This window comes from Roseicella aerolata, from assembly GCF_020523605.1.
GTDB lineage: Bacteria > Pseudomonadota > Alphaproteobacteria > Acetobacterales > Acetobacteraceae > Paracraurococcus > Paracraurococcus aerolatus.
The window spans coordinates 25,311-39,411 of sequence record NZ_JAJAQI010000046.1 but is presented as its reverse complement, the minus strand read 5'-3'; the positions used below and the strand labels follow the sequence as shown (position 1 = coordinate 39,411).

16 protein-coding genes are annotated in these 14,101 nt (G+C 72.9%); 5 read left to right on the top strand and 11 right to left on the bottom strand.

The features are described 5' to 3' along the window. From LHA35_RS22885 to LHA35_RS22875, 3 genes are all read left to right on the top strand, one after another. A partial coding sequence (locus LHA35_RS22885; RefSeq protein ID WP_226612499.1) for a type IV secretory system conjugative DNA transfer family protein occupies nucleotides 1-599 on the top strand: 599 nt, incomplete at its 5' end. A gap of 64 nt (nucleotides 600-663) precedes the next feature. Next, entirely contained in the window at nucleotides 664-903 is a 240-nt protein-coding gene (locus LHA35_RS22880) for a hypothetical protein (RefSeq protein ID WP_226612497.1), read from the top strand. After that, nucleotides 904-1,263, top strand: coding sequence for a type II toxin-antitoxin system PemK/MazF family toxin (locus LHA35_RS22875; RefSeq protein ID WP_226612494.1), 360 nt, complete (start codon nucleotides 904-906; stop codon nucleotides 1,261-1,263). 488 nt (nucleotides 1,264-1,751) lie between these two features. Here the strand turns inward: LHA35_RS22875 and LHA35_RS22870 are convergent, their stop codons facing one another. The 11 genes from LHA35_RS22870 to LHA35_RS22820 form a co-directional block, all read right to left on the bottom strand. Then, nucleotides 1,752-3,266: an ISKra4 family transposase gene (locus tag LHA35_RS22870; protein WP_226612491.1), complete on the bottom strand. Its 1,515-nt coding sequence runs from the start codon at nucleotides 3,264-3,266 to the stop codon at nucleotides 1,752-1,754. Then, nucleotides 3,263-3,937, bottom strand: coding sequence for a plasmid pRiA4b ORF-3 family protein (locus LHA35_RS22865; RefSeq protein WP_226612486.1), 675 nt, complete (start codon nucleotides 3,935-3,937; stop codon nucleotides 3,263-3,265). Before LHA35_RS22865 ends, LHA35_RS22870 begins: the two co-directional genes overlap by 4 nt. After that, nucleotides 3,934-4,497: a recombinase family protein gene (locus LHA35_RS22860; protein ID WP_226612483.1), complete on the bottom strand. Its 564-nt coding sequence runs from the start codon at nucleotides 4,495-4,497 to the stop codon at nucleotides 3,934-3,936. Before LHA35_RS22860 ends, LHA35_RS22865 begins: the two co-directional genes overlap by 4 nt. Nucleotides 4,498-5,079: 582 nt before the next feature. Next, nucleotides 5,080-6,006, bottom strand: coding sequence for a replication protein RepA (locus LHA35_RS22855; protein ID WP_226612480.1), 927 nt, complete (start codon nucleotides 6,004-6,006; stop codon nucleotides 5,080-5,082). Next, nucleotides 6,006-6,314 (bottom strand): ribbon-helix-helix domain-containing protein, encoded by a 309-nt coding sequence (locus LHA35_RS22850; protein WP_226612472.1) that lies wholly within the window; start codon nucleotides 6,312-6,314, stop codon nucleotides 6,006-6,008. Before LHA35_RS22850 ends, LHA35_RS22855 begins: the two co-directional genes overlap by 1 nt. Further along, nucleotides 6,311-6,958, bottom strand: coding sequence for a nucleotide-binding protein (locus LHA35_RS22845; protein ID WP_226612470.1), 648 nt, complete (start codon nucleotides 6,956-6,958; stop codon nucleotides 6,311-6,313). Before LHA35_RS22845 ends, LHA35_RS22850 begins: the two co-directional genes overlap by 4 nt. A 74-nt stretch (nucleotides 6,959-7,032) precedes the next feature. Further along, on the bottom strand, nucleotides 7,033-7,782 hold the full coding sequence (locus LHA35_RS22840) for a recombinase family protein (protein WP_226612468.1): 750 nt from the start codon (nucleotides 7,780-7,782) through the stop codon (nucleotides 7,033-7,035). Between the two features lie 3 nt (nucleotides 7,783-7,785). Then, on the bottom strand, nucleotides 7,786-8,325 hold the full coding sequence (locus tag LHA35_RS22835; RefSeq protein ID WP_226612465.1) for a helix-turn-helix domain-containing protein: 540 nt from the start codon (nucleotides 8,323-8,325) through the stop codon (nucleotides 7,786-7,788). 408 nt (nucleotides 8,326-8,733) lie between these two features. Then, nucleotides 8,734-9,261 (bottom strand): GNAT family N-acetyltransferase, encoded by a 528-nt coding sequence (locus tag LHA35_RS22830; protein WP_226612463.1) that lies wholly within the window; start codon nucleotides 9,259-9,261, stop codon nucleotides 8,734-8,736. After that, nucleotides 9,249-9,548, bottom strand: coding sequence for a type II toxin-antitoxin system TacA family antitoxin (locus tag LHA35_RS22825; protein WP_226612461.1), 300 nt, complete (start codon nucleotides 9,546-9,548; stop codon nucleotides 9,249-9,251). Before LHA35_RS22825 ends, LHA35_RS22830 begins: the two co-directional genes overlap by 13 nt. 482 nt (nucleotides 9,549-10,030) lie before the next feature. Next, nucleotides 10,031-10,363, bottom strand: a complete 333-nt coding sequence (locus tag LHA35_RS22820; protein ID WP_226612459.1) for a hypothetical protein — start codon at nucleotides 10,361-10,363, stop codon at nucleotides 10,031-10,033. A 457-nt stretch (nucleotides 10,364-10,820) separates the two neighbouring features. Here LHA35_RS22820 and LHA35_RS22815 point away from each other — a divergent pair, with 457 nt between their 5' ends. Together LHA35_RS22815 and LHA35_RS22810 are read left to right on the top strand one after the other, a co-directional pair. Next, nucleotides 10,821-13,367 carry a heavy metal translocating P-type ATPase gene (locus LHA35_RS22815; protein ID WP_264185733.1) on the top strand — a complete coding sequence of 849 codons (2,547 nt, stop codon included), beginning with the start codon at nucleotides 10,821-10,823 and terminating at the stop codon, nucleotides 13,365-13,367. Next, a complete protein-coding gene (locus LHA35_RS22810; RefSeq protein WP_226612455.1) occupies nucleotides 13,367-14,101 on the top strand; it encodes a hypothetical protein in 735 nt (244 codons plus the stop codon). The genes LHA35_RS22815 and LHA35_RS22810 overlap by 1 nt, the downstream gene beginning before the upstream one ends.

Genomic DNA, 14,101 nt, shown 5'->3' with positions numbered 1-14,101 from the left:
TCCTCGTGCTGCCGCCCAACCGCATGGGCGCCTACGCCCGCTGGCTCCGCCTGCTGGTGGCGCAGGCGGTCGCGGAGCTGGCCCGCGCGCCCCAGCGGCCGGGCGCGCCGCCCGTGCTCCTGCTCTTGGACGAGTTCGCCGCGCTCGGCCGGCTGGAGCCGGTGCTCTCCGCCGCCGGGCTGATGGCCGGCCTCGGCGTCCAGCTCTGGCCGATCCTGCAGGACCTCGCCCAGCTCCGCGCGGCGTATGGGGAGAGCGCCTCCACCTTCCTCGCCAACGCCGGCCTGGTGCAGGTCGGCGCCCCCGCCGACCTCGAAACCGCCACCTGGCTGTCGCGGACCCTCGGCAACGCGACCGTCGAATACGCCACCGCCTCCGCCGGCACCTCCCGCCCGGCGGGCTGGCTGGGCGGCGGGCAGGCCAGCGTCAGCGAGGGCACGACCACGCACCTCGCGGCCCGCCCGCTGCTGACGCCCGACGAGGCCATGCGGCTGCCGCCGCACGCCCAGGTGCTGCTCCGACCCGGCAAGGCCCCGGCGCTTGCCCTCAAGCTCCGTCACTACGCCGACCCGGAGTTCGCCGGGCTGGCGGACGGGTGACGCTGCCGCGCGTTGCATTGCGGTGGCCAGGCGTGTGCTAGGATGCCCGGCATGGAGGCATGCCATGGGCCGGATCGCCCTCGACGCCGAGGCCGGGCAGGTGTCGGCCGAGCTCGCCCGCCGCGGCATCGCGGCCGGGACGCGCGTGCACGTCGTGGTGGAGGTGGTAGAGGGCGCCGACGCCCTGCCCATGGCCGCCATCGCGCAGGCCGGCGGCGCCTTCGACTGGCTCGCCGACGAGCCGGACCTCTACAGCGACGCCGACCTCGCCGAGTCGGCGCCGCCGCGCCCGCGGACCGGCTAGGTGTACGACTTCGGCGCCATCGTCCTCGCGCGCTTCCCCTTCACCGACCTCTCCGGGGACAAGCGGCGGCCCGCCCTCGTCGTCTCCCGCGACAACGCCCGCCGGGCGGACCTGGTGGTGTGCTTCATCACCTCCGTCCCCCGCTCGGGGCCGGACACGGCGCCGATCGCGCCCGACCCGGGGACCGGGCTGAAGGTCCCGTCCGTCGTGCGCTTCGACAAGCTCGCCACCCTCGACCTCGGGGTGATCGCGGGGCGGCTGGGCGCGGCGCCGGCCGCGTGGCTCGACGCGCACCGCGCCACCTTCTTCGGGGTGTTCGGCTTCGCGCCGCCTGCCGCCCCTCCCGGACCGGGCGCCTGACCGCCACCGTCGCATGACCCTTCCCGGCCGCCTGGAAGGCCGCTGAGCGGGTTTCGGCCCCCGGCTGCACTCGGACTACCCTCCGGCCCTTCCAAACCGCTCCACGGCCCGTCTGGCCCGAGTCTCGGGCCTGCTTTCCCGGCTCCTCCCCGATGCCTTCTGTTCGACCCGCGCCGGAGGCGACGGGTTGAAGGTCGGGACGCCTTCCGTCCCGACCCCCTCTGGCCGGCACGGCGCGCAGGGGCGGTCAGGGATGCCGAAGGCACCGCGCAGCGGCGCGAGCGCAGCGAGCGTCCTTGACCGCCCCGAGCACCGTGGCACCGCCCGACTTGCCCACAAACGGTGCCGCCAGCTACCGGCAAGAATCTATCGGGAATCTAGCTACCGGTTTTAGGGGGGGGTGATCCGCCGAACGACGGGGGGGTGATCCGCCGTGGATAACTTCCCTCGTCCCCGGCTGCGGCAGCCCCTTCCGAAAACCGAGCCCATCACGAAACGTGGGCAGGCGGCGGGGTGACGGTCGGTGGGAGGGGTAAGCCAAACGAGCAGTTTTCTGCCGCCGATGCTGGAGGGGGCGATAGTCGGAAAGCCGGCCAGCGTCGTCGAAAGGCGTCCTCCAGCTCGCCGTTCAGCACCCGCGTTCTCGCCTGCAACGTCAGGTGCGCCCCGCGCTGGGTCCAGCGCATGGACTGCCGTTTCGAGAAGCGCTTCGAGACGATCTGGTTGACGGCGCTCTCGACGAAGCCGGTAGAGATGCGCTCGCCGGCGCGGTGACGCTCGCCGTAGTCAATGATTTGCCCGGCATTGTTCCGGAGGTAGGTCGCGAACTCTTCGCCCGCCCGGTGCAGCCTTCCGAGCTTCGCCTTCGCCTCGCCCTCGGCGTCTCCCTCCATCCCCCAGGCGTCGTCGGCGAAGCCGCTGGCGGCCTCGACGGCGTGCCGGGCATGCCCGTGCCAGAGGAGCCACTTCAGCCGTTCGAGGTCGCGCAGCCGCGCTTCCGTCCAGCCCCGATCCGGGCATGTGCCCTTCGTCATCTGCGCCAGCACCGTCAGGCGCATCGTCACGTGGAACCAGTCGAGCACATGCTCGGCCTCGGGGCCGACGTGCGCCAACAGCCGCCGCACGGAATCGCCGCCATCCGACATCAGCACGACCCGCTGGTTCGGGGTGTGGCCCTGCGAGGCAAGGACCTCGGTCAATCGCCGGCGCGGCCGGTCGTCGTGCGCCTGAACGAAGGCGAAGCATTTGGCAGGGCGTGGCGCCGCGTCCTCGGAGGCGTCGCGGCGGAAGCCTGGGACGTATTTGCCGGCGATGACCTCGAACCAGGACCCCGCGCGGTCGCGCACGAAGCCGCCATCCACGCCGACATAGGCCGGCCCGTCCGGTGCCGGCAACGCGTCAAGGTCCCGCTGGCAGCCAGTCCACGGAGCGCCGTCGGGTCTGTTGCGAAGCGCGTCCTCCTCTCGCGCGGCAACGGCGTGGAGATGCCGCCGCACCTGCTCGGGCGCGATCGGCCGCTCCAGGGGCAGCACGTCGCCGAGCAGGCGGGCCGCCATGCCGTAGGAGACGAGCGAGCCCCACCGCGTCTCAAGGTAGAGCAACTCCGGCGTCGTGCGTTCGGGCAGCAGGTCGGCCAAGGGGCTGAAGGAGGCACGGTTGCCGGCGGCGGGATCGGCGCCGCACGCGCAGCGCCGCAGCCGCTCGGCCGCGATCCGGACCGTGCCGAAGGCGGTGCGGCAGGTGAGCGGGCAGTGGCCCCGCACGCGCCGGGCAATCCCGCAGGCGGCGCAGCGCCGGGACGCCCCCGCGTGCGCGGCGACCTGGTTGGCCGCGACGGCTTCCTGGACCCTGCCCAACACTTCCTTCGCCTCGGCGAGAGTGAGCCCGAGCGTTTCGGGCACCAACACGTCCCGCTCGATCACGGCAACGACGGATCGTTCGGTCGCCCGGCCAGCACCGCCGTCGGCCTCGGCCGTCAGCGTGAGGGTGAAGCGCATCGTCATGGCACGGCTCCCCTGTCGGCGGTCGCGAGCCGGTGGAGGGCCGCGTTCGCCCCGTGCCGGTCGAAGGGGCTTGTCAGCGCTTCGCGGCACTCCTGGCGCACGAGGGCGCGCCGGAGGTTGTCCGCGCCGACGACGTCCAGCACGTCGCAAACCCGGCCGTCCCGCATGTCCAGCACGGCACGGCCGAACTCGGCCATGAGGTCCAGGTCCTCGACGTAGGACAGGCCGAGCAGCTCGCCCTTGAGTTCGTCGAGCGCTTCGGGTCCCGGGCACCACTCGGGCGGGGCGGCGTGCCGGCCGTCCGTGCAGCGCGGATAGCGCCGGCCGGCGACGCCAGGGCCGACCGCCTCGACGCGGATCTCGTGCCGCCAGGGCACCGCGAGGTTGTACTCGTAGGTGAACCGCTCGCCCGCGCGGAGGCGAAGGTCGGCCAGGCGCACCCGGCCGAAGTCGGCGTATCCGGGGTCGAACCCCCGGCCGAGAATGCGGAAGTGGTGGAGGTGGAGGTCCTCCCACCCCATCGCCGCCTGGAGGATGGAATGAAGGTCGGCCAGCGTCGTCGCAGCGGCGACCTCCAGCCGCCGCCAGGGCGTCGGCATGACGTCGCGCAGCGCGACCCGGAGGCGCATGATCGTCGGCGCGTCACCGCCGCGGCCATCTCCTTGCGTCACGACCGGGCCTCCGCCTCGGCGACGTAGGCGTAGAGCGTGGGTTTCGAGATGCCCATTAGCCGGCAGACCTCCCCCACCGTCCTGTCGCGGGCGCGATACAGCTCGACGGCGTGGGCGCGGCGTTCCGGGGTGAGGCGGTGCTTGCGACCTCCCCGGCGACCGCGCGCCCTGGCGGCGGCGAGGCCGGCTCCGGTCCGCTCGCGGGTCAGCGCCCGCTCGAACTCGGCGAGCGCGCCGAAGAGGTGGAAGGTGAGCCGACCATTCGGCGTCGAGGTGTCGATGCCCTCGGTGAGGGAGCGCAGCCCCACCCCGGTCCCCTCCATGCGGCGCACCAGCGCGATGAGGTCGGAGAGCGAGCGGCTGAGCCGGTCGAGGCGCCAAACGACGAGACTATCGCCGGGACGCGCGTAGTCGAGGGCCGCGAGGAGCCCTGGCCGGTCAGCCTTGGCGCCGGATCGCCGGTCCTCGAAGGTGCGCTCGCAGCCAGCGCGGCCCAGGGCGTCACGCTGGAGGTCGAGGTTCTGGTCCTCTGTAGAGACCCTGGCATAGCCGATCAGCACGGGCAGGCTCCCGTCGACGGTCAGGAAACCCGTCAGCCCGAGCGTCGGCCTGCCGTAGATTGCCTGACCGGATTACCTTACCGCTGGTCGGCCTGGACGGTCAGCAAAACTCGGGCGGCCTGTCGGATGGGCAGGGAACCCCTCGTTTGGCTTACCCCTCCCACCGACCGTCACCCCGCCGCCTGCCCACGTTTCGTGATGGGCTCCAAATTTCCGCACGGATGCTGCCGGTGGGCCGCGAAGGGTCGAAAGGTCGGGACGCCTTCCGTCCCGACCCCCTCCGGCCGCCGCGGCGCGCAGGGGCGGTCAGGGATGGCCGGAGGCCACCGCGGAGCGGCGCGAGCCGGAGGCGAGCGTCCTTGACGGCCCCGAGCACCGGGGCACCGTGCGCCCTTGCCAGCGGGAGGCGATCCGCCGAACGTTTCGAGGCTTTCCCCACAAAGCGGCAACCAACTACCGGAAGATTATAGGTTTACCTATCGGATCTATATATGGGCGCGACCAAGTGCTCGTGCTTTGCGCGACCAAGTGCTCGTGCTTTGCGCGACCAAGTGCTCGTGGATAAGTCGGGCTGTCCACAGCCTACGAGGCGGCCGGCTTGATCGCCCTCGGCACGGTCCGGGGCGCCACCGGGGGCCGGGAGCGGTGCAGCAGCAGCCCCTCCTCGCCCTCCTCCACGCGGGCGTCGGGGTAGACCGTCAGGACGGTTCGCAGCGTCTCCCGGAACTGCCGCCGGAAGTCGCGCTCGCGCGCGAAGCCCTGCCCGAACTGCTCGCGCAGCGCCGACCACGACACAGCCTGCGGCTTGCCGGGCGGCACGCGGTGAAGCCGCTGGGCAAGCCAGCAGTAGGCGTCAAGCGCGAGCGCGGAGTGCGCCAGCGCCCGGATGGCGGGGCGGGCGAGGGGGACGGCGTGGTTCTGGATGCTGGCGAAGTAGTCGTCGGACAGCCGGACCGTGCTGGGCCAGAGGACGCGCTGCCGCGGGTCGCGGGGCGCCCAGAGATCCAGCCCCTTCACCAGCGCCGCGTTCACTTGGGCTGCGCGGCCCTCGGCGAAGTAGGCGAGGCGCACCGTCGCGGCCGACAGGCGGGCGAGCTGCTCCTTCACGGTCCCGATGGTCCGGCCGTCCGTGGGCAGGCCCAGCTCGCGCACGTAGGCCGTCAGGCTGTCCTCCACCTCCACCACGGGCGAGCCAGTTCGGAGAGCCTCGCCGGTGAGGTGGATCAGCACCAGCCGCGCCTTTTCGCCGAAGGGCACGCCGACGTTGCGGAAGCCGCCCGCGCGGGGGTCGGCGACGGCGCCGGCCTCGATGCGGAGCGCGGCCCCGCCCTGCTGCCGCTCCCAGGTCCGCGCCTCGCCGGGGTTGCGGAACGGCAGCCCGGTCTGCGTGAGGACGGTGTGCAGGAAGTCCAGGTCGAAGGGCGGCCCGCGGCGGAGCGTCTCCGCGGCGTCGAGGAGGCGCCGCGTCGTGCTCGATAGCGCCCCGCCGGCGGGCGTCTCCTCCGCCATCAGGCCGGCCCGCGCGCCCGGTCCAGGGGGGCCAGCTCGGGCTTGCCGTGCTTGGCAAACAGGTCGTTCAGCGCCTCGGCCATGAGGTTCTGCACGGTCGTCTTGCGCTCGACCGCCAGCGCCCGGAGCTGCCACGCCACCTCCTCGGGGAAGTGGGCGGCGATCTGCTTTGTCCCCACCCGCGTCCTCGGCCCCGCCGCCTCGCGCGCCTCCGGCGGGGGCACGGGGGCGGGGACCGGCTCAAGGTCGCGGCGCCGCGTGCTGCCGGCCGCCGCCGCGACGGCAGCCAGGTTCGGCCGCTTGTTCACTGCGCGCGCTCCTTCGCTTTCGACATGCCGACAGTCTGACATATCGCATTGTAGAGGTGTCGAACATCCGACGCGGCGCGCCCGTCGGGCTCGTACTCCGTCACGCTCTGGCCTGCCTGGGCGGCGTACTCGAACGCGACCCGCTGCCCGATGTGGACGGGGCAGACCGTCAGGCCCATGGCGGCGATGGCCTCGGCCGCCTGTTCGTGCCGGGTGCCTTGGGCAGGCACCGCATTGAGGACCACCAGCGGCGAGCGCTTCGCCCGGCCTTGCACCAGCTCCGCGGTCGTGCGGAGGGTTTCGAGGTCCAGGATGGAGGGCTTGCAGGGGATCAGCACGAGGTCCGCGACCTTCGCGGCTTCCGCCGCCGCCTGCTCCACGCGCGCGGGCGTGTCCACGATGGCGAGGTCCACGCCGGCCTGGGCCGCCTTGGCGAGCGCGGCGGCGAGGCGGGCCGGCTGGGCGTCGATCACGGCGGGGTTGCCGGCGGTCCGCCGGTCGCCCCAGCGGCACGCGCTCGCCTGGGGGTCCAAGTCCACGACCAGCACGGTCAGGCCCTCGGCCTCGGCCGCCACGGCGAGCGACAGGGCCAACGTCGTCTTACCGGTCCCGCCCTTCTGGGCGATCATCGCCAAGGTCTGCATGCCGACGCCTCGCAGTGTCGACACGTCGGATTAAAGACAAGTATGCGCGTCGTCCAGCAGACAATGCGACACTCCTATGGGCTGCCGGCTGGCTCTATTGCCAGCACCCGCCGCACCTGCGCCGCCGACCAAGCGGCGCCGCCCCGCGGCGCGCGCACGCCGCGGGCCTCCAGCGCCGCCGCGACCGCGCGCAGCCCGGCGCCCTCCGGCACGGCGCCCTCGGCCCTGAGCCCCTCCACCACGGCCCGCAGCTCCGCCGCCCGGGCGCGGGCCCGCTCCCCCTTCGCCGCCCGGGCGCCGGCCGCCGCCTCCGGCGTCCCCGGCCGCAGCCGCGGGTTGCCCAGCCGCGTCCCGCGCGCCTTCGCCGCGGCGAGCGCGGCGCGCGTGCGCTGGCCTGTCAGCCCGGCCTCCAGCTCGGCCACTGCCGCCATCTGCGTCAGCATGAACTTGCCTACCGGGCCGGGCGGAAGCTGGGGGAGGTCGCAGAACACCACCCCCGCCTCGCCCGTGCCCTCCACCAGCCCCAGCAGGAACCGCGCGTCGCGGGCGAGGCGGTCCAGCTTCGCCACCAGCAGCGCGGCGCGGCGCGTGCGGCAGCAGGCGAGCGCCGCGGCGAGCTGCGGCCGGGCTGCCCTGCGCCCGCTCTCCACCTCCCGGAACTCGGCCACCAGCTCGCCCCCGGCGCGGGCGACGTGCGCGGCGACGGCCTGGCGCTGCGCCTCCAGCCCCAGCCCGGAGCGGCCCTGGCCCTCGGTGCTGACGCGGAGGTAGGCGACGAAGCGGGGCGGGGAGGGGGCGGCCGGGCCGTTGCTTGTGGGCGGCACGGGTCAGGCCTGGTGTATCGCCAGGCGCCGCCGCGGGCGGCGGCGCGTCGGCTGCCCCTCCGCGCCCGCTTCGCCCTCGCCAGGCACTGGCGCTGGTGGCGCCGCCCCCTTCCCAAGGCGTGCGGTGATGCGCCGCGTCGCGTCGGGATCGATCTTCCGCGGGTAGTCGTTCGGGTAGGCCTTCGCCGCCTCCTCCAGCACCTCGGCGAGCGGCGTCAGGTCGTAGGCGTTGGACGAGATTAGCCCGCGGCCGGCGCGGCGCTTTTCCTTCGCGACCAAGCCGACGGCGACCAGGTGGTTCACCGCGCGCTGGATCTGCCGCTCGGACGAGCCGCAACGGCGCGCGAGGGTCGCCATGGAGGGAAAGGGCTTGTCGCCCTTCCTCCACCAGGTGCCCACGAGCTGGATGAGCACGAGCAGCTCGACGGGGCTGAGGCGGTGCTCGTCGTCGAGAAACTGGTTGAGAAGGAGGAGATAGTTCGGGACCTGCGCGAAACCGCGCTCGGCGACGGGCCTTCCCCACTTCTCGACAATATCGGACATGGCGTCGGCCTCCTCACGTCACTCAGCCATACGACACATCCTACTGCCAGTTTGGCAGTTTATCCATACACAGTTACCGATACCCACTATCCATACACAGCTATCCATACTCAGGAGAGGAATACCCATCGCTGGCGCCGCGCTGCCAAAACAGAGCGCCCAAGCCGCCAAATCCGCCCGCAGATCGATCTTGACGAATCCGGAAGCGGGGGCGTATGTTCCGAGCGTGGCCCCAACCGGGGCTCGTACGACGGCCTCTTTTCAGCGATGGGAGGGCCTGAGCACCACCGGGCGGGCGCGGCTGGTGCCGCTCCGGCCTCCTGGCTGACTGGTCGGCGGGGAAGACGGGGGAGGGTTCGATACCCTCCCCCGCCCGTAACCCGCTCCGGCACGGCCGTTCGACCCCGCTCAGGGCCTCCGGGCGAGCTCCGCTTCGGCCTCGGCGAGGGTGATCATCAGCGTCATCGGCTCCAGGTCCGACGGCTTGAAGTCGTACCGGAGATAGAAATCCTTCGCCCGCTCCGAGATCGCGTGCACCAGGATGGCGCCGACGCCCGCGATCTCGGCGGCTGCGATGGTGCGCAGGATGGCGTCGCGCAGCATGCCGCTGCCGATGCCCTTGCCCTCCCACGCCGCGTCCACCGCGAGCCGGCCCAGCACCATCACCGGCACCGGGTCCGGCGCGTTGCGCCGAACCTTGGACGTGGCGACGCTCCGCTGCACCGCCCCGTTGGCCAGCGCGTAGTAGCCCACGACCCGCCGGCCGACGCACACGACGTACGTCCGCGCCGTCCGGCCCTCGGCCGCGAGCGCGCGCCGCTTAAGCCACTCGTCCAGCGCGGGCTCGGCCGAGGCGAAGGCCGCGAGGTCGTGGGCGTCGGTCAGCCGCTCGGGCGGTCGCAGCTCCGCCCCGGGGAGCGGGGCTACTTCTCCCACGGCGCCTTGCGGCGCAGGAGGGCGCGCAGCCTCGGGTTAGCGGCGGGCGGGGCGTCCAGTCGGTCCACAAACCGCTGGTAAGTCTCGTCGTCCACCGCGAACAGGCGCTTGTCGAGCAGCACCGCTTCGGCCGCCTGCACGGCCGTCTCCAGCATGAAGGCCGTGCGGTTGCGCCCGAGCGCCTCCGCTGCGGCGTCGATGGTGGCGAGCTGGGTAGGCTCGACGCGGATGTTGACCTGGGTGGACTTGGCGGGCTTGGCCGGGCGCGCCTGTGTGGTGCGCTCCATCTCACACACTGCCATCGAACCCTCCTAGCTCCTCTACCAAACGCCACGCCAACGGGCGGCCCGTATAGGCGTTGCATATACGCATTCCGTTGTGCTTGTCACATCAAAATGTGGTTGCCGCGCGCAATGCTGCCGTGCGCTGCCCTTGGCGAAAGGCAGGGCAAAGCTCCGGAAAAGCCTGTACCGTTCTGTCAAACGGGCGTTTGACAGAACGCTACATGCCGTCATCGTTCGGCCAAACTGATCCCCAACTTACCGTCCGGCGGGTTGGTGGGCCCTTGAGGTTCCGGATCGCTTTGCCGCGTGCGGTGCTGCGGACCGCGGTTTCGGGACGGAAGGGGGCACGACCCCACCGCCACGCACGATGCGGGCATTACCGCATCCGGCCTGAGCACGGCCATGTTCTTCATCGGCTTCCTTGCGATGCTCGCACTGGAGGAGGCTCCGGCTGCCCCCGGGCGGCTAACGACAGCCCGTGCGGGTCAATACCGCCCGCGGAAGCCCATCCGACCCGCGAGGCGCGCGAGCAGGAGCGGCGCCGCGAGCAGCGCGACGGCCCCGGTTGCCCAGATAACGACGATGAGGGGTTTGAGGATGCCCCGCAGGGCGCCGAGGGCGCCCGCGGCGTTCAGTCCTTCGACCGCCGCGCCGAACTCTCGCCCTGCGCCCACCGCACCGGCGAGGCCGTGCCCGCGCTCGGCGAGCACCGCCGCGTTGCCGCCGAACCAAGCCAGGCCGCCATCCACGAGCCCGTAAGCGCCCCAGGCGAGGAGCGACCAGACCGCGACGGCCGTGAGGGCGGAAGCCCAGACCACCAGCCGCGGACGCGGTGGCGGGCGGCGGGGCGGGTATCCGCCGCCCGGGAAGGGCCCCGGAGCGCCGTGCCCCGGGCCGCCCAGGCCGGAAACGCGGTGCCCTCCGGGCCAGCCACCGTCCCGGTGGGATCCACCGTGTCTGCCCATATCGGCCTCCGTCGCGATCGGCCCCGCGCGGGATCGCGTCGGGCACCGAAGGCCGATATGGGAGTTCCAGCCACTAGAGGTTCAAGCTTCCCGGCGAACGTCCCGTGCTGCCCACGTCGCCGCCGCGCCCATCTCAGCGCGTCACGCGACCTCGTGACGAGGTGGACGTCCGGGTCTCGCGGGCTTCCCTTGAACCTCTAGTGGCTAGAGGCACCATCTTCGATGCCGGGACACGGGAGTGCGCGTGATGGACAGATCGAGGATGGCCGGCGCCGGCCACGGTGGGAGCGCTTCCTGGCGAGTGGAGGGCATGGACTGCGCCTCCTGCGTCGCGAAGGTGACGAAGGCGGTGGAACGGGTACCCAGCGTGTCGGACGTCGCGGTCAACCTCATGGCCGAGCGCCTCACCGCGACCCTCGCCGATCCCGCGGGCGCGGCGGCGGTGGAGAGGCAGGTCGCCGCCCTCGGCTACAAGGCCACCCGGCTCGACGCGCCCGTCGCGACGGCGTCTCCCGCCACCACTCCCCCCGTGCCGGCGTCCACCGCCCCCGCGACCCTCGCCTGGAAGGTCGAGGGGATGGACTGCGCCTCCTGCGTCGCAAAGGTGGAGGGCGCGCTGCGACGCCTGCCCGGCGTGTCCGACATCACCGTGAACCTCATGGCCGAGCGACTGACACTCCGCCTCGCGCCCGGGGAAACCGACGCGGCCACCATCGAGCGATCCCTCTCCGGCCTCGGCTACGCCGCCCGGCCCCTGTCCGCGGGCGCCGTGATCCCGCCCGCCACGACGCGGCCCGCGCATGACCATACCGCGCACGATCATGCCGACCACGACCAAGTTGGGCACGACCATCCCGGTCACGACCACTCCGGCCATGCGCACGCCGGCGCCGCCGGCCACGCCCAGGGGGCGGACGAGGGCCACGGCGGCTTCGGTCATTCCCACGCCGACCACGACGACCCGGCGGACGCGACGAAGCCCTGGTATGCCACGGGCAAGGCCCGCCTCGTCTGGCTCCTCGGCGCGCTCGTCCTCGGCGCCTATGCGCTCTCCCTCGTCCTGCCGGAGCGGCTGACCTACCCGCTCTTCCTCGCGGCCACCGCCGTCGCCCTCGTGCCCTTCGGGCGGCGCGCCTTCGTCCTGGCCCGCGCGGGCAGTCCCTTCTCCATCGAGACGCTGATGGTCACGGCCGCCGTCGGCGCCGCGATCATTGGCGCGGCAGAGGAAGCGGCGGTCGTCGTCCTCCTTTTCGCGGTCGGCGAGTTGCTGGAGAACGTCGCGGCCGGCCGGGCACGCGCGGGCATCCGGGCGCTCGCCACCCTCATGCCCCGGACCGCGCTGCGGGTGCAGGCGGACGGCTCGACGGAACAGGTCGCGTCCGATCGCCTGACCGTCGGCGACCTCGTGCTCATCCGACCCGGCGACCGGGTGCCCTGCGACGGCACGATCGAGGACGGCCAGTCCGCCCTCGACGAGAGCCCGGTGACGGGGGAGAGCGTGCCCGTCGCCCGCGGGCCCGGCGATGCCGTCGTCGCGGGGTCGATCAACGCCGACGGCGCGCTACGGGTCCGCGTCACCCGCGCGGCTTCCGACAACACCATCGCCCGCATCATCCGCATGGTGGAGGAGGCCACCGCCTCCCGTGCGCCCACGCAGCGCTTCATCGAGCGGTTCTCCAACTGGTGGACCCCCGGGGCGATGATCGTCTCGCTCGCGGTGATCCTCGGAGGGCCGCTCCTCCTCGGCTGGGACTGGTGGACGGGGGTCTATCGCGGCCTCGCGATCCTGCTCATCGCGTGTCCCTGCGCCCTCGTGATCTCGGTGCCCGCCGCGATGGCCTCGGGCCTGTCGGCGGGCGCGCGCCGGGGCCTGCTGATCAAGGGCGGCGCGGCACTGGAGACGATCGGGGCAGCCCGCACCGTCGCCTTCGACAAGACCGGCACGCTCACCGAGGGCCGCCCCCGCGTCACCGACGTGGTGCCCGCGACGGGGACGTCGGACCAGGACCTTCTCGCCCACGCCGCGGGCGTCGAGGCCGGGTCCGCCCACCCGCTCGCGAAGGCCGTCATGGCCGAAGCCGCGGCGCGCGGCATCGCGACGCCGCCCGCGTCGGAGGCGGGAGCCGTGCAGGGCCGCGCGGTCACCGCCCTCGTTGCCGGGCGGCGCGTCGCCGTTGGCTCCCCCCGCTACGCCGGGGAGGTCGATGCCGACCTCGGTCCGCTCGCGGCGCGCGTCGAGGCGCTGGAGAGCGAGGGCAAGACCGCCGTCGTCGTGATCGTGGACGGGGCCGTCGCGGGCGTGCTCGCGATCCGGGACGAGCCGCGCGGCGACGCGGCGCAGGGCATCGCGGCGCTCACCCGCCTCGGCATCGGGTCGGTGATGCTCACGGGCGACAACCCCCGTACCGGGGCCGCCATCGCGGGCGGCCTGGGCATGGAGGTGAAGGCCGGTCTGCTGCCGGACGACAAGCTGCGGGAGATAGCGGCCCTTCGGCGCAGCGGCTCCGTCGTCATGGTCGGCGACGGGATCAACGACGCCCCGGCGCTCGCCGCGGCGGACGTCGGCGTGGCCATGGGCGGCGGCACCGACGTCGCGCTGGAGACGGCGGACGCCGCCGTGCTGCGGGACCGCGTGACGGGGGTCGCCGAACTCGTCGGCCTGTCGCGGGCGACGATGCTCAACGTCAAGACGAACGTGGCCATCGCCGTCGGCCTGAAGCTCGTCTTCCTCGTCACCACCCTCCTCGGCGTCACCGGCCTCTGGCCCGCCATCCTCGCGGACACGGGGGCGACCGTCCTCGTCACCCTCAACGCCCTCCGGCTCCTGGGCTGGAAGCCGCGCACGGCGGAGGAATAGTGGTCTCGCAGCCCGAACTCCTCACGCCGATCGTCGCGACGGGCGTCGTGGTGGCCTTCCTGCACGCGGCCATCCCGACCCATTGGCTCCCCTTCGTGCTCGCGGCCCGCGGCCAAGGATGGGGCCGCACCCGTACGCTCGGCGTCGTCGCGCTCGCCGGCATGGGTCACGTGCTCCTGACGGCGCTCCTCGGCGCCCTCCTCGTCTTCGTCGGCGTCGAGGCCGATGGCACGCTCGGCCGGACGTTCGGTTGGCTCGCCGGCGGAGTGCTCATCGCGGTCGGGGCCTACTATCTCTGGCGGCAGGCACGCGGCGCCGGTCACAGGCATGTCCACCTCCTCGGCGGGCATGATCACGATCCCCAGCATGGCCATGGCGGTCACGCGCATGCCGGAAGCCACCAACACGACCAACATCATGGAGCCCCACGTGGCGCTGCCCGACGGCGGTCTGACCTCGCCGTGATCGCGGGTCTCCTCGCGTTGCTGGTCTTCTCGCCCTGCGAAGGCTTCCTGCCGGTGTACGGCGCAGGAGTTGTCCTCGGATGGATGGGTTTCATCCTCCTCTCCGGCGTGCTCGCGGTCGCGACGGTCGCGGCAATGAGCCTCTTAACCTGGCTGACCCTGACCGGCCTCGAAGGGTTCGACCTGTCCCGGGTCGCGCGATGGGAGGCGGGGGTCTACGGCGTCCTCTTCGTCAGCCTCGGCCTCCTCGTCCTTGCGACGGAGGGATAG